This is a genomic window from Allobosea sp. OK403, assembly GCF_900113835.1.
In the GTDB taxonomy this organism is placed as follows: domain Bacteria; phylum Pseudomonadota; class Alphaproteobacteria; order Rhizobiales; family Beijerinckiaceae; genus Allobosea.
In genome coordinates this window covers 244,413-265,455 of sequence record NZ_FOQV01000001.1, presented here as the reverse complement: position 1 = coordinate 265,455, position 21,043 = coordinate 244,413, and the positions used below count along the sequence as shown (strand labels likewise).

Genomic DNA, 21,043 nt, shown 5'->3' with positions numbered 1-21,043 from the left:
CCCTATTCGGCGGTGGCGGCCTGCTGCGCCGCCGCCTCCGGCCGCGCAGTCGCGGCCACCATCTCGCGGACCTTCGCCATCAGGTTCTCGCGAGCCATTTCATAGCCCAGTTCGGCGGCGCTGGCGAAGCCAATGGCGTCGGTGCCGCCATGGCTCTTGATGACGATGCCCTCGAGCCCCAGGAAGACGCCGCCATTGACCTTGCGCGGATCCATCTTGTCCCTGAGCGCGGCAAAGGCGCTGCGCGCGAAGAGATAGCCGATCTTGGCCATCAGCGAATGGCTCATCGCCGCACGCAGATAGGAGGCGATCTGGCGGGCGGTGCCCTCTGCCGTCTTCAGCGCGATATTGCCGGTGAAGCCCTCGGTGACCACGACATCGACCGTGCCCTTGCCGAGGTCGTCGCCCTCGACAAAGCCGTGATAGGCCAGATGCGGCAGGTTGCTCTCGCGCAGAATGCGGCCGGCTTCCTTCACCGCCTCGACGCCCTTGATCTCCTCGACGCCGACATTGAGCAGGCCGACCGTCGGGCGGTCGATATCGAAGACGACGCGGGCCATGGCCGCGCCCATCACCGCGAGATCGACGAGGTGGCGGGCATCCGCGCCGATCGTCGCACCGACATCGAGCACGACGCTCTCGCCGCGCACGGTCGGCCACAGGCATGCGATCGCCGGGCGGTCGACCTGCGGCATCGACTTGAGGCAGAATTTCGACATCGCCATCAACGCGCCGGTGTTGCCGGCCGAGATCGTGACATCGGCCTCGCCGGTCTTGGTCGCATCGATGGCACGCCACATCGAGGATTTATAGCGGCCATAGCGCAGCGCCTGGCTCGGCTTGTCGTCCATTTTCACCGACACATCCGTGTGGTGGAAGGTGGTGACCGCCTTGAGCCTGGGATGCGCGTCGAGCAACGGCATGACCTGCGTCTCGTCGCCGAAGATCACGAAGCGCGCATCGGGACGCCGCTCCAGCGTCAGGGCGGCGCCGGGAATGACCACGGATGGGCCGTGGTCTCCGCCCATCGCATCGAGCGCGATTGTAACCGGACGTGTCATGAGGTGATGGTGGATCCTGGGAGCGGCCGCCCTTCTTGTGGAGGCAGCGCGTTGCGGGCCGGACAATAGCGACTTGAGCCGCCGCTGCAAGCCGCCGCGAAGGCTGCTGCCCGCCTCATTGTTCGCGTTTCAGCTTGGCCAGAACCGCAAAAGGCGATTCGATGCCAGGCTCGGCCGGCGCCACATCGAAACTCACGCCAGGCTTGCGCGGATAGGGATCGAGCGCCAGCGCCAAGAATTCCAGCGTGACCGCCCCCAGATCGATGACGCCGTCGACGATGGGCTCCGGCGGGTCGGCCTCGTTCAGCCTGACCTCGATGTCGATCTCGCCTTCATCGCCGGCATCGCCGCGCCTCGCCGCGATCCGCGCCTCGTCCTCGGGGGCGAAATCGAGCTTCATCGGAACCTTGATCTCGACCGGGAAGGACTCGAGCGTAACCACGCAGATCTGGTGCGCCTTCGCCTGGATCGCGCCCTCGAGCTTGACCTTCTCGCCATTGCGCGAAAGCGTGTAATGCGCCTCCAGCGCCTCCAGCGAAGCCAGGCCGAGTTCGGCGGCGATGCGAGGCAGCGCCTCTGCCGGTGCGGAGACGGTGACGTTGCCGGGGCGCAGCTTGATGCCCTCAACACGGACGGGATGGCTCAGGGGCAAAATCTTCTCCGGATCAGGCGACATGGCTACGTTCCAGCTGCGCCAGGGCCGGGAACAGCTCGGGCTCGTTCAGGATCGCTTCAAGCGTGCGGGCCGCCAGCCCTGCCTGCGCCCGCCTCATATAGTCCGCCAGGATTGCGGCCCCCTCGCCCTGGCTCGCATTGCGGCGCAGCGCCTCGGTCAGCGCCTCCGGCTCCGCCGAGACAAGTGCGGCCTCATAGGCCTTGATCCGGCCGAAGAAGCTCTGGGCGATCTTCTTCATCCGCTTGGGTACCGCGATATCGCTGATGCCGCCATTGCGGAAACCAAGTTCGAGATAGGAAAAGCAGGCATCGACGAAGTCCTGCGCCAGATCGGCGGCCGGCGCCGGCAATTCGCGCAGGCGGTGCAGCACCAGGAAGGTGTGCAGCGTCAGCGATTCGAAGCGCCCCTCGAATGTGTCGGGAATGCCGCCTTCGATATAGAAAGCCGGCCGCCGCGACGCCTCGGCGACGCGCGCGAACAAGGCGTTCACCGGTGCGAGCCGGGCTTCACGCTTGCCGAATAGGCCGAACATTACGCAGCCATCTCCTTGCTAAGGTCCCAAGCGGGTCCTTGCCTTGCCAAAGCCATGCTCGGGCGTTACGCCAAGCCTTACCCATTTGACAAGCGGCTTGGGCCTTTCGCCCTTGACGCCACGGCCTGGATTTGAGTCCCAATGACCCTCACCAATCGCCGCGCCGCCCTGCTCGGCATCCTTGCGACATCGTCCCTGGCATTGGCGGGCTGCGGCCCGGACGCCGGCGGTTTCATGCTCCCGACCTCTGCGGGCCTCAATGAGGAATACACGCGCGGCTTCGTCATGGATGACGCGCTCATCGCCCAGGTCAAGCCGGGCATGGACGTGCAGGCCGTGCTGACGGCGCTCGGCACGCCCTCGACCACCTCCACGGTCGGCAACCGGACCTTCTACTACATCAGCCAGACGGTGCGCCGGCGCTTCCAGTTCCAGGATCTGAGCGTGGTCGACCAGAAGGTGCTGGTGATCTATTTCAACAAGGCCTTCAAGGTCGAGCGCATCGCCAATTACGGCCTGCAGGACGGTGTGCCCTTCGACTTCATCAGCCGCACCACCCCGACCGGCGGCGAGGAGCAGAGCTTCCTGCGCAACCTCTTCAAGGGCGTCACCAGGTTCACGCCATTCGGCACGTGACCGTTCAAACGGCTTGGCGAAACACAAAACCCGCGGCTCACGCCGCGGGTTTTTCTTTGAGCGCGGGCTCGCTGTGCTCAGGCGCGAACCGCTAGCTTGCGCTCGGGAAACGTCATCGCCGCGACGCCGAGCACGACCAAAGCGAGCCCCGTCCAGGCTGTCGGGCTCAAGCTCTCGCCCAGGAACAGGATGCCGATGGCGACCCCGATCGGTACGCGCAGATAGGACACGGCCGTGGTCCCGACCGCGCCGAGCGTGCGGATCAGGCGGAAATAGATCGCGAAAGCGAGCGCCGTCGAGAACACCGCAAGTGCAAGCAACGCCATCAGCGAGTCCCGGGAGGGCGTCAGCGTCCAGGGCCGGTCGATGACAAGCGCGAATGGCAGCAGCACGGCAGCGCCCATCAGCATCGAGCCGGCCGCCGGCAGGAGCGGGTCCATGCCGCCGAAATTCCGGCCAAACAGAGCGGCGCAAGCGTAACATACGGTCGCCAGCACGATCGCCAATTGCGGCACGACGGCGCTGCCCAGCCCGGCGAAGGCCTGAACACCGACGATCAGGCTGATCCCGGCCACGCCCGCCAGCACGCCGAGCGCCTTGCGCGCGTCCGGACGCTTGCCCGGCGCCAGCGCCAGCCCGATCAGGAAAACGAAGACGGGCGTGGTTCCGTTCAGGATCGAGGCGAGGCCAGCATCGACGCTGCGTTCGGCCCAGGCGATCAGCGTGAAGGGCACGACGCTGTTAAGGCAGGCCTGCACCAGGAAACGCCGCCAGCTTGCAGAATCGCGCGGCAGCTTCACACCCCGCCAGCGGATGATGGCGAGCAGGATCGCACCGGCGATCAGCGTGCGCGCCGCGATCAGGGTCAGGGGCGGGATCGTCTCCACGCCGATCTTGATGAAGCTGTAGGAGCCGCCCCAGAGCGTGGCGAGAACCAGCAGCAGGCCGAGTTCGGTGGCACGATTCGCCTCCGCAGCAGGGGTGGTCAGGGCTTGTGTCGTCATGGCGCTCTCCTTGGTTGGAAGGACCATGTCACAGCCGACATCCCAGAACTTGCAGGAACGCTACGGTTGCGACCGTAGCTTCGCAGGTTGTTTCAAGGGATCCGCGTCTTGATTCAACTGATGGCCGCAAGTCTTTGCCGAACAATGGAAAACCCCGCGGATCGCTCCGCGGGGTCCATCTCATTGCGCGACACGCAGCCGCTCAGGAATGCGCCAGGATCGCCAGCAGCAGCAATGCGATGATGTTGGTGATCTTGATCGCCGGGTTCACGGCGGGGCCCGCCGTGTCCTTGTAGGGGTCGCCGACGGTGTCGCCGGTCACCGAGGCCTTGTGCGCCTCGGAGCCCTTCATGTGGCGCACGCCGTCCTTGTCGACGAAGCCGTCCTCGAAGGACTTCTTGGCGTTGTCCCAGGCGCCGCCGCCCGAGGTCATGGAGATGGCCACAAAAATGCCGGTGACGATGACGCCCATCAGCATGGCGCCGACGGAGGCAAAGGCCTGGTTCTTTCCGGCAATGGCGTTGATCGCGAAGAAGGTCACGATCGGCGCGAGCACCGGCAGCAGCGAAGGCACGATCATTTCCTTGATCGCGGCCTTGGTCAGCATATCGACGGCGCGGCCGTAATCAGGCCGCTCGGTGCCGTCCATGATGCCGGGCTTCTCCTTGAACTGACGCCTGACCTCCTCCACCACCGAGCCGGCGGCGCGGCCGACCGCGGTCATGCCCATGCCGGCGAAGAGGAAGGGGATCAGGCCGCCGAGCAGCAGGCCGACGACGACATAGGGGTTCGACAGCGAGAAATCGACAGTGACGCCCTTGAAGTACTGGAACGTCGTCGAGCCCGCCTTGTTGGCTTCTCCGATGAAGAAGTTGAGATCGGAGGTGTAGGCGGCAAACAGCACCAGGGCGCCGAGGCCGGCGGAGCCGATCGCATAACCCTTGGTGATCGCCTTGGTGGTGTTGCCCACCGCATCGAGCGCGTCGGTGGAGTGGCGCACCTCCTTGGGCAGGCCCGCCATTTCGGCGATGCCGCCGGCATTGTCGGTGACCGGGCCGAAGGCGTCGAGCGCCACGACCACGCCCGCGAGCGCCAGCATGGCCGTGGTGGCGATGGCGATGCCGAACAAGCCGGCCAGGCCATAGGCGACGATGATGCCGGCGATGATCACGATGGTCGGCAGCGCGGTCGATTCCAAGGAGACCGCAAGGCCCTGGATGACGTTGGTGCCGTGGCCGGTAACCGAGGCCTGCGCGATCGAGACGACCGGGCGCTTGCCGGTGCCGGTGTAGTATTCGGTGATGACGACGATGAGCAGCGTTACCGCCAGGCCGACCAGCGCGCAGCCGAAGAGGCCGCCCGAGGTGAAGGTGACGCCCTGCACCGTGGTGAACGAGGCCGAGAAGCCGCCGAACATCAGGTAGTTGACCGCCGCAATCGCGCCGATCGAGAGCACGCCGGCCGCGATGAAGCCCTTGTAGAGCGCGCCCATGATCGACTGGTTGGCGCCGAGCTTGACGAAGAAGGTGCCGATGATCGAGGTGACGATGCAGGATGCGCCGATCGCCATCGGGTAGAGCATCATGGTGCCCAGCGTCGCCTGTCCCGCGAAGAAGATCGCGGCCAGCACCATGGTGGCGACCAGCGTCACCGCATAGGTCTCGAACAGGTCTGCCGCCATGCCGGCGCAATCGCCGACATTGTCGCCGACATTGTCGGCAATGGTGGCAGGGTTGCGCGGATCATCCTCCGGGATTCCGGCCTCGACCTTGCCGACGAGGTCGGCGCCGACATCGGCGCCCTTGGTGAAGATGCCGCCGCCGAGGCGGGCGAAGATCGAGATCAGCGAGGCGCCGAAACCGAGCGCGACGAGCGAGTCGATGACGGTGCGGCTCGATGGGGTGAAGCCGAGGAACGAGGTCAGGACGCCGTAATAGACCGCGACGCCGAGCAGCGCGAGCCCCGCCACCAGCATGCCGGTGACGGCGCCCGCCTTGAAGGCGACGTCGAGGCCGTCGCCCAGCGACTGCATCGCCGCCTGCGCCGTGCGGACATTGGCCCGGACGGAGACGTTCATGCCGATGAATCCGGCGAGGCCCGAAAGCACCGCGCCGATCAGGAAGCCGATCGCGACCCATTGCCCGAGCAGATAGGCGAGCACCGCGAAGAGCACGATGCCGACGAGCGCGATGGTCATGTATTGGCGCTTGAGATAGGCCTGCGCGCCCTCGGCCACCGCAGCGGAAATCTCCTGCATGCGCTGGTTGCCGGCATCGCGCTTCATCACGTCGCCATAGGCCCAGACGCCATATGCGATCGAAAGCGCACTTAAAACGATGATAATCAGTAGAGCTGACATTCGGTTTCCTGACCTTGAGCTTTCGACCCGCGGAGAGGCTTTGCGCTCCCCTTAACGTTCTTGGACGCCTGACTCGTGAAAATGCGGGCCCGAGAAAATCGCGCCCGCATGCGCCTCGTCAGTGTCAGCCAAATTTGTGCCAAGTTTCGAACAGAATCGCAAACACGGCGATAGGACTTTCGCCGTGTAAACGGGTGGTTTTGGATCGACGCTGCGATGGCCTGCCGAATGCCGATGTGCTAGATTGTGTACATTCAAACACAGGCGGCCGCGGATGAGCAGCACGACCATGACGATCCGCCTCTCCAAGGAGGTGAAGGATGGCCTCGGAAGGATCGCCTCAGCGACACGCCGGACGAACTCCTATCTCGCGGCCGAGGCGATCGAAGCCTATGTCGCCCGCGAGAGCGCGATCATCGACGGCGTGCGTGACGGCCTCGCCGACATGCAGGCGGGCCGGGTGGTGTCCCATGACGAGGCCATCGCGCGCCTTGAGAAAACGATAGCGGCGGCGGAACGGATCAAGGCATGAGCCGAAGCGTCGAGTGGCCCGCCAGCGCCCTCGATGATTTCAACGCGACGATCAGCTTCATCGCACGAGACAATCCGCATGCGGCCCGCCGCGTGGCGGCGGCCATCGACGACGCCGCGCGGACGCTGGCAGAGATGCCGACGGGGCGCCCCGGGCGCGTTGGCGCCACCTATGAACGGACGATCCCTCGCCTGCCCTATATGATCGCATATGCGATCCCCGAGACCTCGCGCCTCGTCATCCTGCGCGTGATCCACAATGCCCGCGATTGGCCGGAAGAGAGCTGGCCAGCGGAATAAAGGCGCGAGCGCCGCTACAGCGCGACGTCGCGATTGACGTTCTTGTAGAGCAGATAGCAGGCGTCGCCGAAGCCGGCCGGGTAGAATTGCTGCGGGCAGTAACCGCCCATCCAGATGAAATCCTGCGCCCAGATCTCGTGCCACTCCGTGCCGAGGAAATAGAGCCCCTGCCCTTCCAGCATGTAGAGCCCGTGCTCCATCACATGGGTTTCGACATCGGGGAAGCATGTGCCCGGCTTGAACCACATCAGGTTCATCTCAAAGTCGAAGCGCATGTCGCCATAGGGCAGCAGGAACTGGAAGCCGCGCCCCTCGAGCCCGGTATGGTTGGTGACCGGCACGGCGTCGCGATGCGAGATGATCGGTTCCGGCGCGGGCAGGTCGATCGCTTCAAAGCGCTTGCGCAAGGCCAGCACCCGTGCCGGCTCCGGCCCCTCATTGCGCAACGAGAAGGCAACTCCGGCCGGGACATAGGCGAAGCCACCTGACGTCAAGGCCTGGGCGGGGCCGCCAGCGATCGCAAAACCCACCTGCCCGGACAGGACATAGTAGAAATGCTGGATACCGTCCTCGCGGAAGGGCTGGCGCGTACCGCCGCCGGGCTCGATCTCCAGCACATATTGCGCGAAGCGCGCGCCCATGACCGGGGCGGTCAGGATGCGGCCGATGGTGCGCTCGAATTGCGGCAGGCGGCTGACCAGCACGCCCTCGGGCGGCATGAAGGCATAGTTCGGACGGACCACACCGCGATTATGGCCGATCGCTCCGGGAGGAATATGACCGGCGGCGACGGGAAACTGGTGGGGACGCATCATTCTTCTCCAAATCGACAGCTGTCACGCAGCCGCAAAGATCTGACCGGCAAGGATCAGACCCGCATGGATCAGGCCGGCACGGCCCGGCGCGACAGCCCCTGCCAGGCGACCAGCGCCAGCGCGATCGCGACCGGCGGGAAGACGAGCCAGTTGACGCTGTTCCAGCCGCCCGCGTTGAGCAGGCCTCCCGACGAGAAGGAGGCGATGGCGACCGAGCCGAAGACCAGGAAATCGTTGGCAGCCTGGACCTTCACCCGTTCCTCCGGCCGGTAGCAGTCGGTGACCAGGGCAGTCGCGCCGATGAAGCCGAAATTCCAGCCAAGGCCAAGCAGGACCAGTGCGCCCCAGAAATGCGCCACGCTCAGGCCGGTCAGCCCGACGATCGCGGCCAGCGCCGTCAGCATGAGCCCGATCGCGGTGATCTTCTCCTTGCCGAACCGGGCGATCAGCCTGCCGGTAAAGAAGCTCGGCCCGAACATCGAGAGCACATGCCACTGGATGCCGAGTGCGGCATCGCCGACCGAGTGGCCGCAGGCGACCATGGCGAGCGGGGCTGCCGTCATGACGAAGCTCATCAGGCCGTAGGCGACGAGCGCGGCCGTGACCGAGGCGATGAAGCGCGGCTGGCGCATGATCTCGCCGAGCGGGCGGCCACCGGTCCTAGCGGCAGCGGCGACCGGCGGCGCGCGCAACCGCATCACCACCAGCATGGCGATCAGCGCCAGACAGCCTTGCGCCAGGAAACTGGCGGCGAAAGGCGCTGATGGCGTCAGATCGCGCGTCCAATAGACCGATTGCGGGCCGATGATGCCCGCCGCGATGCCGCCGACCATCACCCAGGAGATGGCGCGCGGCTTGAAGCTTTCGCTCGCCGTGTCGGCGGCAGCGAAGCGGTAGCTCTGGACGAAGGAGCCGTAGAGGCCGCAGGTGAAGGTGCCGAGGCAGAACAGCCAGAACAGGCGTTCGGTCGCGCCTGCAGCCGCAAGGCTTCCGCCGGCCGCGCCGATCAGCGTGCCGATGAGGTAACCGCCGCGCCGGCCGAGCCGGCGCATCAGCATGGCGGCTGGAATGACGCCCGTGGCGATGCCGAGCTGCAGCAGGCTGACCGGTACGGTGGCGAAGGTCTTGTCGGCGACGAGGCTTGCCCCGACGATGCCGCCCAGCGAGATCACGATCGCCGGATTGGCGCCACCGAGCGCCTGCGCACAGGCCAGCACCAGGGTATTGCGCTTGGCGAGAGCGTCGCCGTCATTGAGGGGAACGTGCTGGTTCATCGATGGCGCCGCCCTAACCGAGGCGGCGCTTGCAACGGCCACCTTTAAAAATGAGCGAAGGAGCCCTGCGCGAAGCTTCGCGCCCTGCCCTTTTCGCGATAGTTCACCGCGCCTTGGTCCGTCACCCGGCCGATCGCGACGAGCGCGATGCCCGCAGCCTCCGCCGCAACGATCAGGGAAAGATATTCTCTTTCAGATGCCGTGCAGAGAATTTCGTAATCGTCCCCGCCCGTCCACGCCAGTTCCGCCAGAGCGGGATCGGCCATGATCGCGGCGCGGGCCGCAGCCGAGAGCGGAACCGTGTCGAGATCGATCTCGGCGCCTGCTTTCGAGGCTTTGAGCAGCTTGGCGAGGTCGCCGACGAGCCCATCGGACACATCCATCGCCGCCGAAGCATGGAGCTGCAGCGCAGCCGCCAGCGCCAGCCGCGGTTGCGGATGCAGATAGCGGTCGGCAAGGAAATGGCGATGCTCCTCGCTGACGCGGGCAACCCAGCCTGGCTTGCCCGACCCATGCGCTGAGAGCCCATGCGCCGAGAATCCATGTGCCTGGAGTCCGAGCGCCCCGTCACCGATCGTGCCGGAGACCAGGATGACGTCGCCGGGCCTGGCGCCCGAGCGCGGCACCATCCGGCCGGCTGGAACGCTGCCGAAGGCGGTGATCGAGAGGATCAAGGGACCTGGCGTCGAGACCGTGTCGCCACCGATAAGCGGGCAGGCCCCCTCTCCCGCGATCCGGGCGAGCCCCTGCGCGAAGTCCGCGAGCCAGGCTTCGGTCCAGCCATGCGGCAAAGCCAGGCTCAACACGAAGCCTTCGGGCCTGGCACCCTTGGCTGCGAGGTCCGACAGGTTCACGGCGAGCGCCTTGCGCGCGATCGAGGCCGCGGGGTCGTCGGCGAAGAAATGCACACCGGCGACCAGCGCGTCGGTCGTCACTACCGTCTCATAACCGCGCGCCGGCCTGAGCAATCCGGCATCATCGACGAGGCCGAGCCCGCCCGCTCCCGCGATAGGCGCGAAATAACGGGCGATCAATTCGAATTCGCCGGGGCGTTCGGGAGCGCCGGCCATGACGGGCTCAGGCCGTCGCCGCGTCGAATTCGTCGGCGCGGAAGTCGCGGGCCATCTTGTCGAGCACGGCGTTGATCATGCCGATCTCCTCGCCCTCATAGAAGGCGCGCGCGACAGCGACGTATTCCGAGATCACGGCGCGCGCCGGCACATCCTTGCGGAAGGCGAGCTCATAGGCGCCGGCGCGCAGCACGGCGCGCACCACCGCCTCGACGCGCTTCAGCGGCCAGCCGGCGGCAAGCACATCGTCGACCGAGCGATCGACCAGCCGCTGCTCACGGACCACGCCGCCGAGCAGATCGCGGAAGAAAGCGAGCTCGGCCTTGGGCAATTCGATCTCCTCGACCTCCTTGCCGATCCAGAAGGCCTCGAACTCGGCCATGGCCTCGATCACGCCGCGCCCGCCGATTTCCATCTCGTAGAGCGCCTGCACGACGGAAAGCCGCGCGCCTCGTCGCATCTCGGCCCGGCTCATTTGGATTGCTCCGCCAGGGAGCGCTTGTAGCGCAGCACGGCAAGCGCGGCTTCAGCCGCGCCGCCGCCCTTGTCCATCTCGGAGCGGTTGGCGCGCGCCCAGGCCTGCGCCTCGTTCTCGACGGTCAGGATGCCGTTGCCGAGCGGCAGAGCGAAGGCCACGGAGATGTCCATCAAGGCGCGCGAGCTTTCGCCGGCGACGATGTCGTAATGGCCGGTCTCGCCGCGAATGACGGTGCCCAGCGCCACAACCGCCTCATAGGGGTCGACGGCCTCATCAGCAGCGCGCAGGCCGATGATGATGGCGGAGGGAATTTCGAGCGCGCCCGGCACGGTGACGACGTCGACGCGGCAATCGGCCTTGTCGAGCACGGCAAGAGCGCCTTCGAGCAATTCGTCGGCAAGCTTGTCGTAGAAACGCGCCTCGATCACGAGCACGCGCGCACCGTCCAGCGAGACGGCAGGAGTTGCGGCCTTGTCGGCCGAGATTTGCCGGGGTCCGGCCATGGTTCTTGATCCTCTTGAAGGCGAAGAGCGCCTGGCGCGAAAAGCCCAAAGCACTCACAGCCCTCAACCTGAGGAGCCGTTTCGTCAGAAATGGCGTCTCGAAGGATGGTCCAGTACGCTCTGGAGCATCCTTCGAGACGCCGCTGCGCGGCTCCTCAGGATGAGGGCTGTGTTGAGACCGGCTCTTAGCCCTGCGGGCGCGCCTCTGCAAGCCGCGCGGCATAGCGCGCCATCAGATCGACCTCGAGATGGATGGGATCGCCCGCCTTGCGCTGCCCCCAGGTGGTGACGCTGAAGGAGTGCGGAATCAGCAGCACGGTGAAGACATCGTCCTCGACGCTGTTGACGGTGAGTGAGGTGCCGTCGAGGCAGATCGAGCCCTTGGTCGCGATGAAGGGGGCGAGCCCTTGCGGCGCGCGGATATGGAAACGCGCGGTTGCGCCCCATTGTTCGTCGGGATTGGCCTCAATCGGATCGATCTTCAGGATCGTGGCGACGCCATCGACATGGCCGGTGACGAGGTGGCCGCCGAGCTCGTCGCCGACCTTGAGCGAGCGTTCGAGATTGATCCGCGTGCCGGGCGCCCAGTTGCCGACCAGCGTCTTGGAAAGCGTCTCCGCCGCAGCCTCGACCTGGAAGATGCAGCCGGGCTCGCCATCGCTGCGCGGCCGCAGGCCCGTGACCGTCAGGCAGACGCCGGCGCAGGCGATCGAAGCACCGATCTCGATGCCGGCTGCGTCATAGGGGCTGGCGATGGCAAGCCGTTTCAGGCTGGGGCCCTTGGCCTCAGCTTCCACGACGGTGCCGATGGCGGTGACGATGCCGGTGAACATCAGAAAACCCTCGTGAAATGCTCGAAATGGTCGTGGCCGATCAGGCCGCTATCGGCAAGGCGATAGAGATCGGGATTTGCCAGCATCGCCGCAAGGCCCGGACGCACGGCGACGATGCCGGGGTGGCCCAGCAATTTCGGAGAGGTCGAGACAATGACCTCATCGGCAAAACCGGCAAGGGCGAGTTTCTCGCCAATGGTCGGCCCACCCTCGGAAAAGACGCGGTTGATGCCGCGCGCTCCCAGCAATTGGAGCATCTCAGCCAGATCGAGATGGCCATCCGCACCGGCAGAGACGCGCATGACCTCGACGCCGGCCGCAACCAACGCCCGCTCGCGCTCGATGGGAGCAGCCTCCGTCGCCACGACCCAGACCGGCACTTCGCCCGCTGTGGCGACGAGCTGGGACGACAGCGGCAGCCGAAGCTGCGAATCCAGCACGACCCTGATTGGCGAGCGTCCAGCCATGCCGGGCAGGCGCACGGTCAGCAGCGGATCGTCGATGAGCACCGAGCCGATGCCGAGCATGATCGCATCGTAATGCGCCCGCTGGAGATGGACCCAGGCCGACGCCGCAGGGCAGGACACAGCTATGCGCGAGCCCTCCGCCCCGCCAGCATAGCCATCCCTGGTGCGGGCGACCTTGAACGTCACCATGGGGCGTCCCTGCGTCAGCCGCAGCACATAGCCGCGATGGGTCCGTTGAGCCTCGGCCTCCAGCACGCCCGTGGTGACGCTGATGCCCGCTGTCCGCAGCAATGCGAAACCGAGCCCGCGAAAACGCGGATTGGGATCGGCCATGGCCGCCACGACGCGCTTCACGCCGGCCAGGATCGTACGCTCGACGCAAGGCGTCGCGGCGCGGATGGTGCGATGCGAACAGGGTTCGAGCGTGACATAGAGCGTGCCGCCCGCCGCGGCGTTCGGCCCGGCGCGGTCGAAGGCGTTCGCCTCGCCATGCGGCCGGCCGCCGGGCTGAGTGTGGCCGCGGGCCACGATCACGGGACCATCCGCTGTATCCTGGGTGACGATGGCGCCGACGCAAGGATTGGTCGCGGTCGTGCCTTGCCCGCGCGCGCCGAAATCCAGCGCCTGACGCATGAAGGCGCGGTCGATCGCAGCCTGGTCAGTCATCGTTGCGGGCAGGCGGCGGCGCGCTCGCGCCGTCCTCGTCATCGGCGCTGAGCTGGCCCAGGATCTCCTCGAAATCGCGGGCTTCGCGGAAGTTGCGGTAGACCGAGGCGAAACGGACATAGGCGACATCGTCGAGCGATTTCAGCCCTTCCATCACCAGTTCGCCGACGGTCGAGCTCGGGATTTCGCCCTCGCCTGAGCTTTCGAGCTGGCGCACGATGCCGTTGACCATGCGCTCGATCCGCTCCGGCGCGACCGGGCGCTTGCGCAGCGCGACCTCGATCGAGGTCTGCAATTTGTCGCGATCGAAGGCGGTGCGCCGGCCCGAGCGCTTGACCACGACGAGCTCGCGCAGCTGCACGCGCTCGAAGGTGGTGAAGCGCCCACCGCAATCGGGGCAAACGCGACGACGACGAATCGAGGCGTGGTCGTCGGTTGGACGGGAATCCTTCACCTGCGTGTCGAGGGAGCCGCAATAGGGACAGCGCATGGCGGCCTCTTTCTTTCGTCAGCCCTAGAGCACGCGCCGATCAGGTTGCGCTGCAACCTGATCGGATAATGCGTTCTCTATCAAATAATGAGAGCCGGATCCGATCAGGTCGACCCGACCTGATCGGATCCGGCTCTAGCGCGACCTCAATAGATCGGGAAGCGCGCGGTGAGTTCGTGCGCCTTGGCCTTGACGGTCTCTTCGACCGCGCCGTTGCCGGCTTCGCCATTGACGGCCAGACCGTCCAGAACCTCGGCGATCAGCTCGCCGACGCGCTTGAATTCGGCGACGCCGAAGCCGCGCGAGGTCGCAGCCGGCGTGCCCAGGCGGATGCCCGAGGTCACCATCGGCTTCTCCGGATCGAAGGGGATGCCGTTCTTGTTGCAGGTGATGTGGGCGCGGCCGAGAGCGGCCTCGGCCGCCTTGCCGGTGATCTTCTTGGAGCGCAGATCGACCAGCATCAGATGGTTGTCGGTGCCGCCGGTGACGAGGTCGAAACCCTTGCTCTTCAGCGTCTCGGCCAGCGCCTTGGCGTTGGCGACGACGGCGCGGGCGTAGATCTTGAACTCTGGCTGCAGCGCCTCCTGGAAGGAGACCGCCTTGGCCGCAATGACATGCATCAAGGGTCCGCCCTGGATGCCGGGGAAGACGGCCGAGTTGATCTTCTTGGCGATCGCCTCGTCATTGGTCAGCACCATGCCGCCGCGCGGGCCGCGCAGGGTCTTGTGCGTGGTGGTGGTGACGACATGGGCGTGCGGGAATGGCGAGGGATGCGCGCCACCCGCCACCAGCCCGGCGAAATGGGCGATATCGACCATGAAATAGGCGCCGACCTTATCGGCAATCTCACGGAAGCGGGCGAAGTCCCAGTGCCGGGCATAAGCCGAGCCGCCGGCAATGATCAGCTTCGGCTTGTTCTCGACGGCCAGGCGCTCCATCGCATCGTAATCGATGGTCTGGTCGACGACGCAGACGCCATAGGGCACGACCTTGAACCACTTGCCGGACTGGTTGACCGGGGCGCCATGAGTGAGATGGCCGCCGGCGGCCAGGTCGAGACCCATGAAGGTGTCGCCGGGCTGCAGCAGCGCCATGAACACGGCCTGGTTGGCCTGGCTGCCGGAGTTGGGCTGGACATTGGCGAACCCGCAATCGAACAGCCGGCAGGCGCGCTCGATCGCGAGTTTCTCGGCGATGTCGACGAACTGGCAGCCGCCATAATAGCGCCGGCCGACATAGCCCTCGGCGTATTTATTGGTCATCACCGAGCCCTGCGCTTCCAGCACGGCGCGCGAGACGATGTTCTCCGAGGCGATGAGCTCGATCTCGTCGCGTTGGCGACCGAGCTCGAGCTCGATGGCGCGGGCGATCTCGGGGTCGCTATCGGCAAGCGAGGCAGCGAAGAAGGAGTTCGAGAGATGCTTGTCGCTCGCGGCTTCGGTCATATCCGGCTCCTGCTGTAATAAGGTGGCCGCTCACGGCCCGGTCCCGTTGCGGCGTCCCGTATCATGGGGTGGAAATCTGTCCAAGCGATAGATGGTGCGGCTAACAGGATGGCCCATCGCGGCCCCGGGAATGTCAGCGCCGCCGCGCCGGCTTCAGCCCTCTCCCGGCCTCCCCAAGGGAAGGGTGCGTGACGAGCGTCCCCTGCGAGGCCGATTTCAGGAGCCCGCGGAAGGTCGGGCATTCCAGATGCGTCGGCGCGGGGCAATCGGCGATATGGCGCAGCATGTCGCGCAGAGCGCTGAGATCGACGATCTGGCGCTGCAATTCGTCCGCCTTTGCATGAAACTGGGCCCGGGGAAGATCGGGCTGCCCGTTCTGTCCGAACATGCCGGCGATCTCGACCAGCGAGAAGCCCGCCGCCTTGCTGAGGCCGATGAGCGACAATCTCAGGAGCACGTCAGCATCGAATTGCCGGCGCAGTCCGCGCCGCCCGAGCGAACCGATCAGGCCGATCTCCTCGTAATAGCGCAGCGTCGAGGCCGGCACGCCCGAGCGTTGCGCCACCTCCCCGATATCCAGAATCGGCATGCTTGACCTCAAGTTGACTTGAACTTGTAGGCTCTCCCGAACGCTGGATTTCAGCAAGAGGAAAAAGCCATGCAGGATTGTCGTGCCACGCCGTCGAACCCGATTTGGCGGGATCCGCGCACTGTTGCGCTGCTGATGGCGGCATCGCTCACCACGATGGCCAATGCCACGATCAGCCCGGCCCTGCCCGGGCTCGAGCGGCTGTTCTCGGGCGATCCGAACGCCGCGATCCTGACGCGGCTGCTGGTGCCGGCGCCATCCCTCAGCGTCGCCCTCTGCGCGCCGCTCGCCGGCCTGGTGGCCGACCGGTTCGGACGGCGCGCGATGCTGCTCTCCGGCACGATCCTGTTCGTGATCGCCGGCTGCGCCGGCCTCGTCCTGCCCGATCTCCCGACGATCTTCGCCAGCCGCCTCGTGCTCGGTATCGCGGTCGCCCTGATCATGACGGCGCAAACCGCCCTGGTCGGAGACTATTTCACGGGAAAGGACCGCAACGCACTGACGGGCCTGCAGATTTCGGCGCGCAATTTCGGCGGCCTTATCTTCATCTCGCTTGCGGGCTGGGCAGCAGTGCTCTCGCCGCGCCTGCCTTTCGCCATCTATGGCCTCGCCGCCGCCTTCCTGCCGCTGATGTGGATCGCAATCGTCGATCCGCCCCGACCAACGCAGTCCCTCAGCGCCAAGCCGGCGAACGGTGCCGAAGGGCACGCGCCCTGGCGCGTGCGCCTGGCCTTGCTGGTTTTCTTGCAGGCGCTGACCAACTTGATCTTCTTCGTCATGCCGACCCAATTGTCGTTCTTCCTGGACGAGCGAGGCTACAACAGCGCGGCCATGACCGGCGCGGCGCTGGGCATCCTGATGCTGTCGGGCGGCGGTTTTGCGCTGCTCTACTCGCGGATCCAGCACGCGATCGGCCATATCGGCATTTTCGCCATGGGCTATGCCGCGATGGCGCTCGGCTTCCTGCTGCTGCCCTTGGCCATGACGGCCTCCCACTCCTTCGCGGCAACCGCGGCGATCGGTGCGGGCTACGCTCTGGTCTCGCCCGGCTTCATCGCGCTGGCGCTGGGTCTCGCTCCGCTCCGGCGCAGAGGGCTGGCAGGCGGGCTGCTGACCGCCTCCGTCTTCATCGGCCAGTTCTGTTCGCCGCTCCTGAGCACGCCGCTGATCGCGCGCTACGGCTTTGACGGGCTGTTCCACGGCGCCGCCTTGCTCCTCCTGGCCATGACAATCGCGGCGGGAGCGGCAGGAGTGCTAAGCTGGCTGCGCCTGCGGTCGGCTCTCACATCGCAGCGGATCCCGGTTTCGCCGCGATCATCATTGCCATGAGGAGCGCGGTCGACGATCGGCCGGCATGCGGCGAGCCTGTGCCGCGGTGGCGGCGCGATCCAACGGCGGTGCGGGGTGACATGAGCGCGCGCACCCTTCAGAAAGGTAGACCGCAGAGCCCCGAGCAGGATGCGAAAAGTGGGAACCGGTTTTTCGCATTGATCCTGCTCTCACTCCTAGATGAGAGCCGCACGATCGTGACCCCGGACAAAGCCCACAGCTCTTCCGCGCCCGCCCGGCGCTCCCCGCTGAGCGCCTTTCTCGCGAGCGAAGCGGCAGGCGGTGTCCTGCTGATGGCGGTAGCAGCGCTTGCCCTCGTCATCGCCAACTCCCCGGCTGCGCCGGCTTATTTCGGCGTCCTCTCCGCCTATGTCGGCGGCTTGAGCGTGCTGCACTGGGTCAACGACGCGCTGATGGCCGTGTTCTTCCTGCTCGTCGGACTGGAGATCAAGCGCGAGTTTCTGGAGGGGCAGCTCTCTTCCTGGTCGCGCAGGGCCCTGCCCGGCATCGCGGCGCTGGGCGGCATGGTCGTCCCGGCTCTGATCTATCTCGCTTTGACGCGTGGCGATGCCATCGCGATGCGCGGCTGGGCCATTCCCGCCGCGACCGACATCGCCTTCGCGCTCGGCGTCCTGGCCCTGCTCGGCCCGCGCGTGCCCGTCTCACTCAAGATCTTCCTGACGGCGCTGGCGATCCTCGACGATCTCGGCGCGGTCGCGATCATCGCGCTGTTTTATACCAGCGACCTGTCGCTGCCGATGCTGGGGTTGGCGGCTCTCTGCATCGCCGGACTCATTGTGCTCAACCGCCTGAACGTGACGCGCCTGCCGGTCTATCTCACTATTGGCGCCCTGCTCTGGTTCTTCGTGCTGAAATCGGGCATCCACGCCACGCTGGCAGGCGTCGCCCTGGCGCTCACCATCCCGATCGGCGACGGCTCCGACAGCGACGAGCCCGAGCATTCGCCGCTGCATAGGCTCGAGCACGGCCTGCACCCTTGGGTGTCCTATCTGATCGTGCCGATCTTCGGCTTCGCCAATGCCGGCGTCTCTTTCACGGGGATGACGCCAGCGAGCGCGCTGGCCCCAGTGCCGCTGGGCATCGCGCTCGGCCTCTTCCTCGGCAAGCAGATCGGCGTCTTCGGCTTCGCCTGGGCCGCCGTGAAGGCCGGGCTCGGCGCGATGCCGGCCAAGGCAAATCTCGCGCAGCTCTACGGCGTCGCCCTGCTCTGCGGCATCGGCTTCACCATGAGCCTGTTCATCGGGGCGCTGGCCTTCCCCGGCAACCCCGAACTCGGCGACGCCACCAAGATCGGCGTACTGCTCGGCTCGGTCATTTCGGCGCTGGCGGGAGCCTTCGTGCTCAAGCTCGCGGGGCAGCGTAAGGCAGCCATCTAGAGCATTTCCGCGTTTCTCCGAATCGCAGAAATGCCCTATCCCCTTGTTTTAACGCGTTTTCTTCACGCGAACCGGTGTCCACTTCGCTCGAAAACGCTCTAGATCATGCTTCATTGACGCGGAAACACGCCGTCATTCCGTGCCAAGACTATAGGCCCGCACAAACCGGCGGCGCCTTACGAACAAAAAGGCCCCGGACTGTTGGGTCCGGGGCTTTCAGATCAGGAAAGGCGATCTCTCAGGCGCTATGACCTTCAGATATCCTGGCCTCAGATATCTTGGCCTCAGATGTCCTTGTCGCCGCTAAGCTGCGCCACCGGGGCCGGTGCGAGACCGTCCTTGTTGTAGATGTCGTCGCGGAACTGCACGCCGCCATCGGGCGTCGCCCAGGCGGTGACATAGACCCAGTAGCACGGCACCGGGGTGCTAATGCGGGCATTGATGCGCTCGCCCGATGCGATCGTGGCGTCGATCTTGGCGCGATCCCAGCCGGGGGTATCCTTGAGCAGCCAGGCGACATAGTCGCGCACGTTCTGGACGCGCATGCAGCCGGATGAGACGAAGCGGAAATCGTCGCCGAAGATGCCCTTCGCCGGCGTGTCATGCATATAGACGCCGTAGGGGCTTGGAATATTGATGCGGACGACGCCGAGCGAATTGAAGTCGCCGCCGGGATCCTGCCGGAAGGTGTAGCGCGTCGCCTCGTCGGAGTTCCAGTTGACCTGCGAGGGCTGGATCTCGCCATTGGGGCCGATGATGCGGATCTTGTTCTCAGCCAGATAGCCCGGCTCCTTGCGCATCTTCGGGATCAGGTCCTTGCGGATGATCGAAGCCGGCACGGTCCAGGTCGGGTTGAAGTTGACCTCGGGGATCTTGGTCTGGAGCAGCGGCGACTGCCGGTCGATCTTGCCGACGCCGGCGGCATGGCGGGTCGCAACGACGCCGTTCTCGACCGTCTCGACCAGCGCGGCCGGGATATTGGCCACGACATAGCGGTTGCCGAGATTGCCCGACCAGGTGCGCAGCCGGACCACATTGGTCTCGAGCTGGCGAATGCGCCGGTCGATCGGCACGTTGAGCGCCGCCACCGTCGCGCGGTTGATGGCGCCGGTGGTGGAAAGGCCGACCCGCGACTGGAAGTTGCGCACGCCAGCCTCGACATAGGAGTCATAGACGTTGCTGGTGCCGGCATTGGAGTCGAGATCGCCGGTGATCACCAGGCGCTGCCGCAGCGCGACGACGCCGGGACCGCTCGAGCCGACGCTCATCTTGTCACCGAGCTGGAGCATCGGCCAACCGCCGCGGGATGCGAGATCGCGATAGGCGACGATCGCAGCTTCGGTCGCCTGCAGCGATTCCGGCGAGAGCATCGGGGTATGGGAACGGGCGACCGCGTTGCGCGCCCCGGAATCATAGTTCTGACGCCATTCCGCCTGCTGGGCGAAGGCTGGCAAGGCTGCGGTCGTCGCAGCGCCCGAAAGCAACGCGAGCACGGTCTCGCGGCGGGTCAGGCTCAAATTCGACATCGTATCCCTCATCCTCATCACGGCCCGGACCAACCCTGGACACAGCGCAAGCGCATCACAGAAGCCGCCCGCCATCGGCGAGCGCCGGTTCTATGAACTACGCTCCCTTACCACGGTTAACGTCTTGTGATGAGCGAGGCATTTTTAGGGCATGGCCACATTCCGCGCCATGCATGACCAGTATTCGGCGAAGAGGATCGAACGCCGTGTCCCCCGTGCAACAGATCGGGCGCAACAGATCGGGCTGCGCTGGGCGGCTCCGGCACGGTCGAGGCCGGAGCGATGGAGGCGATCAGGCGCGCAAACGGCCCTGGAAGGGCCGCCTGGCCGCATTTTTCAGAGCTTGTAGCGGATCTGGTCGGTCCAGAAACGCTCCAGCCGGAGTAGCGCGTTGTTCATGCGCTCGAAGTCGTCCGAGGCGATGCCGCCGATCTGCTCGACCGTCTGAACATGCTTGTCGTAGACGCCCTTCACGAGATTGTGCACTTCCGTGCCCTTCTCGGTGAGGCTGATCCGGACCGAGCGCCGGTCGATCCGCGAGCGGGCATGGTGCAGATAGCCCAGCTCGACCAGCTTCTTGACGTTGTAGGAGACATTCGAGCCGAGATAGTAGCCGCGCGTCCTGAGTTCGCTGGCGCTCAGCTCGGCATCACCGATATTGTAGAGCAGCAGTGCCTGGACGCTGTTGACGTCATCACGGTTGCGGCGCTCGAACTCATCCTTGATGACGTCGAGCAGGCGGCGATGCAGCCGCTCCACTAGGGTGAGGGACTCAAGGTAGAGAGGCTTCACCTTGAGATCAACATCGCCGGCCGCGGCAACAACCGCAGTCTTTACGCTCGCTTTCATGGTATATCTCGCCTGTTGTCTATCGGCCGAGATTTTTCTCCCGGTCCGCTTCTGAAGAACACCATAGGCGGCACGAATGAAAACGAGTTTAAATATCAGGATGAATCAGAGATTTAGCCGTTTCGGTGAATCCAAAGTGAAGCCAGAAACGCTTAAGCTAAAGCGTTTGTTACCATGACTCGACGGAGTCGATGCGTTGGCCAGGCATCAGCC

22 protein-coding genes are annotated in these 21,043 nt (G+C 65.6%); 5 read left to right on the top strand and 17 right to left on the bottom strand.

The features are described 5' to 3' along the window. Window positions 1–2: 2 nt before the first annotated feature. The 3 genes from plsX to BMZ97_RS01140 all read right to left on the bottom strand — a co-directional run bounded on the left by plsX (window position 3) and on the right by BMZ97_RS01140 (window position 2,269). A complete protein-coding gene (plsX, locus tag BMZ97_RS01150; protein ID WP_092164645.1) occupies window positions 3–1,061 on the bottom strand; it encodes a phosphate acyltransferase PlsX in 1,059 nt (352 codons plus the stop codon). A 115-nt stretch (window positions 1,062–1,176) separates the two neighbouring features. Beyond that, window positions 1,177–1,737 carry a YceD family protein gene (locus BMZ97_RS01145; RefSeq protein WP_092164643.1) on the bottom strand — a complete coding sequence of 187 codons (561 nt, stop codon included), beginning with the start codon at window positions 1,735–1,737 and terminating at the stop codon, window positions 1,177–1,179. Further along, the gene (locus BMZ97_RS01140) at window positions 1,727–2,269 is read right to left on the bottom strand and encodes a ubiquinol-cytochrome C chaperone family protein (protein ID WP_092164641.1); all 543 of its coding nucleotides are present in this window, start codon (window positions 2,267–2,269) and stop codon (window positions 1,727–1,729) included. Before BMZ97_RS01140 ends, BMZ97_RS01145 begins: the two co-directional genes overlap by 11 nt. 141 nt (window positions 2,270–2,410) lie before the next feature. Between BMZ97_RS01140 and BMZ97_RS01135 the strand changes: the two genes are divergently transcribed. Further along, window positions 2,411–2,905, top strand: a complete 495-nt coding sequence (locus tag BMZ97_RS01135) for an outer membrane protein assembly factor BamE (RefSeq protein ID WP_092164639.1) — start codon at window positions 2,411–2,413, stop codon at window positions 2,903–2,905. A gap of 77 nt (window positions 2,906–2,982) precedes the next feature. Here BMZ97_RS01135 and BMZ97_RS01130 read toward each other — a convergent pair whose 3' ends face one another. Both BMZ97_RS01130 and BMZ97_RS01125 read right to left on the bottom strand, forming a co-directional pair. Next, on the bottom strand, window positions 2,983–3,909 hold the full coding sequence (locus BMZ97_RS01130; RefSeq protein WP_092164637.1) for a DMT family transporter: 927 nt from the start codon (window positions 3,907–3,909) through the stop codon (window positions 2,983–2,985). 202 nt (window positions 3,910–4,111) lie between these two features. Further along, the gene (locus BMZ97_RS01125; protein WP_092164635.1) at window positions 4,112–6,268 is read right to left on the bottom strand and encodes a sodium-translocating pyrophosphatase; all 2,157 of its coding nucleotides are present in this window, start codon (window positions 6,266–6,268) and stop codon (window positions 4,112–4,114) included. A 274-nt stretch (window positions 6,269–6,542) separates the two neighbouring features. Between BMZ97_RS01125 and BMZ97_RS01120 the strand changes: the two genes are divergently transcribed. Together BMZ97_RS01120 and BMZ97_RS01115 are read left to right on the top strand one after the other, a co-directional pair. After that, the gene (locus tag BMZ97_RS01120) at window positions 6,543–6,800 is read left to right on the top strand and encodes a CopG family ribbon-helix-helix protein (RefSeq protein ID WP_092164633.1); all 258 of its coding nucleotides are present in this window, start codon (window positions 6,543–6,545) and stop codon (window positions 6,798–6,800) included. Then, window positions 6,797–7,099 (top strand): type II toxin-antitoxin system RelE/ParE family toxin, encoded by a 303-nt coding sequence (locus BMZ97_RS01115; RefSeq protein WP_092164631.1) that lies wholly within the window; start codon window positions 6,797–6,799, stop codon window positions 7,097–7,099. The genes BMZ97_RS01120 and BMZ97_RS01115 overlap by 4 nt, the downstream gene beginning before the upstream one ends. Before the next feature lie 14 nt (window positions 7,100–7,113). On the opposite strand, the gene allE is transcribed toward BMZ97_RS01115, so the two are convergent. From allE to BMZ97_RS01065, 10 genes are all read right to left on the bottom strand, one after another. Next, window positions 7,114–7,911, bottom strand: coding sequence for a (S)-ureidoglycine aminohydrolase (allE, locus tag BMZ97_RS01110; RefSeq protein WP_092166465.1), 798 nt, complete (start codon window positions 7,909–7,911; stop codon window positions 7,114–7,116). Window positions 7,912–7,982: 71 nt separating this feature from the next. Next, window positions 7,983–9,188, bottom strand: coding sequence for an MFS transporter (locus BMZ97_RS01105; RefSeq protein ID WP_092164629.1), 1,206 nt, complete (start codon window positions 9,186–9,188; stop codon window positions 7,983–7,985). A gap of 44 nt (window positions 9,189–9,232) precedes the next feature. Beyond that, window positions 9,233–10,258, bottom strand: a complete 1,026-nt coding sequence (gene thiL, locus BMZ97_RS01100) for a thiamine-phosphate kinase (protein ID WP_092164627.1) — start codon at window positions 10,256–10,258, stop codon at window positions 9,233–9,235. A 7-nt stretch (window positions 10,259–10,265) separates the two neighbouring features. Further along, entirely contained in the window at window positions 10,266–10,733 is a 468-nt protein-coding gene (gene nusB, locus BMZ97_RS01095) for a transcription antitermination factor NusB (protein WP_092164625.1), read from the bottom strand. Further along, the gene (ribH, locus tag BMZ97_RS01090) at window positions 10,730–11,239 is read right to left on the bottom strand and encodes a 6,7-dimethyl-8-ribityllumazine synthase (protein WP_092164617.1); all 510 of its coding nucleotides are present in this window, start codon (window positions 11,237–11,239) and stop codon (window positions 10,730–10,732) included. Before ribH ends, nusB begins: the two co-directional genes overlap by 4 nt. A gap of 185 nt (window positions 11,240–11,424) precedes the next feature. Then, entirely contained in the window at window positions 11,425–12,072 is a 648-nt protein-coding gene (locus tag BMZ97_RS01085) for a riboflavin synthase (protein ID WP_092164615.1), read from the bottom strand. Further along, window positions 12,072–13,205, bottom strand: a complete 1,134-nt coding sequence (ribD, locus tag BMZ97_RS01080; RefSeq protein WP_092166462.1) for a bifunctional diaminohydroxyphosphoribosylaminopyrimidine deaminase/5-amino-6-(5-phosphoribosylamino)uracil reductase RibD — start codon at window positions 13,203–13,205, stop codon at window positions 12,072–12,074. The genes BMZ97_RS01085 and ribD overlap by 1 nt, the downstream gene beginning before the upstream one ends. Further along, entirely contained in the window at window positions 13,198–13,695 is a 498-nt protein-coding gene (gene nrdR, locus BMZ97_RS01075; RefSeq protein ID WP_069691116.1) for a transcriptional regulator NrdR, read from the bottom strand. The genes ribD and nrdR overlap by 8 nt, the downstream gene beginning before the upstream one ends. Window positions 13,696–13,841: 146 nt before the next feature. Beyond that, a complete protein-coding gene (gene glyA, locus BMZ97_RS01070; protein ID WP_092164613.1) occupies window positions 13,842–15,140 on the bottom strand; it encodes a serine hydroxymethyltransferase in 1,299 nt (432 codons plus the stop codon). A 133-nt stretch (window positions 15,141–15,273) separates the two neighbouring features. Beyond that, window positions 15,274–15,729, bottom strand: a complete 456-nt coding sequence (locus BMZ97_RS01065; RefSeq protein WP_092164611.1) for a helix-turn-helix domain-containing protein — start codon at window positions 15,727–15,729, stop codon at window positions 15,274–15,276. A gap of 69 nt (window positions 15,730–15,798) precedes the next feature. On the opposite strand from BMZ97_RS01065, the gene BMZ97_RS01060 reads away from it, so the two are divergent. After that, entirely contained in the window at window positions 15,799–17,058 is a 1,260-nt protein-coding gene (locus tag BMZ97_RS01060; protein ID WP_092164609.1) for an MFS transporter, read from the top strand. Window positions 17,059–17,255: 197 nt separating this feature from the next. Next, window positions 17,256–18,455 (top strand): Na+/H+ antiporter NhaA, encoded by a 1,200-nt coding sequence (nhaA, locus tag BMZ97_RS01055; protein WP_244546185.1) that lies wholly within the window; start codon window positions 17,256–17,258, stop codon window positions 18,453–18,455. Between the two features lie 284 nt (window positions 18,456–18,739). On the opposite strand, the gene BMZ97_RS01050 is transcribed toward nhaA, so the two are convergent. After that, window positions 18,740–19,981 (bottom strand): L,D-transpeptidase family protein, encoded by a 1,242-nt coding sequence (locus BMZ97_RS01050; RefSeq protein ID WP_092164607.1) that lies wholly within the window; start codon window positions 19,979–19,981, stop codon window positions 18,740–18,742. Between the two features lie 336 nt (window positions 19,982–20,317). Then, entirely contained in the window at window positions 20,318–20,830 is a 513-nt protein-coding gene (locus BMZ97_RS01045; RefSeq protein WP_092164605.1) for a transcriptional regulator LdtR, read from the bottom strand. Between the last annotated feature and the right edge of the window lie 213 nt (window positions 20,831–21,043).

What these genes read in the sequence shown, in the direction of transcription:
- BMZ97_RS01105 (WP_092164629.1), bottom strand. Translation starts at nt 9,188, where the DNA reads ATGAACCAGCACGTTCCCCTCAATGACGGCGACGCTCTCGCCAAGCGC.
- BMZ97_RS01060 (WP_092164609.1), top strand. Translation starts at nt 15,799, where the DNA reads ATGCAGGATTGTCGTGCCACGCCGTCGAACCCGATTTGGCGGGATCCG.
- BMZ97_RS01045 (WP_092164605.1), bottom strand. Translation starts at nt 20,830, where the DNA reads ATGAAAGCGAGCGTAAAGACTGCGGTTGTTGCCGCGGCCGGCGATGTT.
- BMZ97_RS01140 (WP_092164641.1), bottom strand. Translation starts at nt 2,269, where the DNA reads ATGTTCGGCCTATTCGGCAAGCGTGAAGCCCGGCTCGCACCGGTGAAC.
- plsX (WP_092164645.1), bottom strand. Translation starts at nt 1,061, where the DNA reads ATGACACGTCCGGTTACAATCGCGCTCGATGCGATGGGCGGAGACCAC.
- BMZ97_RS01065 (WP_092164611.1), bottom strand. Translation starts at nt 15,729, where the DNA reads ATGCCGATTCTGGATATCGGGGAGGTGGCGCAACGCTCGGGCGTGCCG.
- glyA (WP_092164613.1), bottom strand. Translation starts at nt 15,140, where the DNA reads ATGACCGAAGCCGCGAGCGACAAGCATCTCTCGAACTCCTTCTTCGCT.
- BMZ97_RS01135 (WP_092164639.1), top strand. Translation starts at nt 2,411, where the DNA reads ATGACCCTCACCAATCGCCGCGCCGCCCTGCTCGGCATCCTTGCGACA.
- BMZ97_RS01115 (WP_092164631.1), top strand. Translation starts at nt 6,797, where the DNA reads ATGAGCCGAAGCGTCGAGTGGCCCGCCAGCGCCCTCGATGATTTCAAC.
- BMZ97_RS01130 (WP_092164637.1), bottom strand. Translation starts at nt 3,909, where the DNA reads ATGACGACACAAGCCCTGACCACCCCTGCTGCGGAGGCGAATCGTGCC.
- ribD (WP_092166462.1), bottom strand. Translation starts at nt 13,205, where the DNA reads ATGACTGACCAGGCTGCGATCGACCGCGCCTTCATGCGTCAGGCGCTG.
- BMZ97_RS01050 (WP_092164607.1), bottom strand. Translation starts at nt 19,981, where the DNA reads ATGTCGAATTTGAGCCTGACCCGCCGCGAGACCGTGCTCGCGTTGCTT.
- BMZ97_RS01120 (WP_092164633.1), top strand. Translation starts at nt 6,543, where the DNA reads ATGAGCAGCACGACCATGACGATCCGCCTCTCCAAGGAGGTGAAGGAT.
- ribH (WP_092164617.1), bottom strand. Translation starts at nt 11,239, where the DNA reads ATGGCCGGACCCCGGCAAATCTCGGCCGACAAGGCCGCAACTCCTGCC.
- BMZ97_RS01145 (WP_092164643.1), bottom strand. Translation starts at nt 1,737, where the DNA reads ATGTCGCCTGATCCGGAGAAGATTTTGCCCCTGAGCCATCCCGTCCGT.
- allE (WP_092166465.1), bottom strand. Translation starts at nt 7,911, where the DNA reads ATGCGTCCCCACCAGTTTCCCGTCGCCGCCGGTCATATTCCTCCCGGA.
- thiL (WP_092164627.1), bottom strand. Translation starts at nt 10,258, where the DNA reads ATGGCCGGCGCTCCCGAACGCCCCGGCGAATTCGAATTGATCGCCCGT.
- BMZ97_RS01085 (WP_092164615.1), bottom strand. Translation starts at nt 12,072, where the DNA reads ATGTTCACCGGCATCGTCACCGCCATCGGCACCGTCGTGGAAGCTGAG.
- nrdR (WP_069691116.1), bottom strand. Translation starts at nt 13,695, where the DNA reads ATGCGCTGTCCCTATTGCGGCTCCCTCGACACGCAGGTGAAGGATTCC.
- nusB (WP_092164625.1), bottom strand. Translation starts at nt 10,733, where the DNA reads ATGAGCCGGGCCGAGATGCGACGAGGCGCGCGGCTTTCCGTCGTGCAG.
- BMZ97_RS01125 (WP_092164635.1), bottom strand. Translation starts at nt 6,268, where the DNA reads ATGTCAGCTCTACTGATTATCATCGTTTTAAGTGCGCTTTCGATCGCA.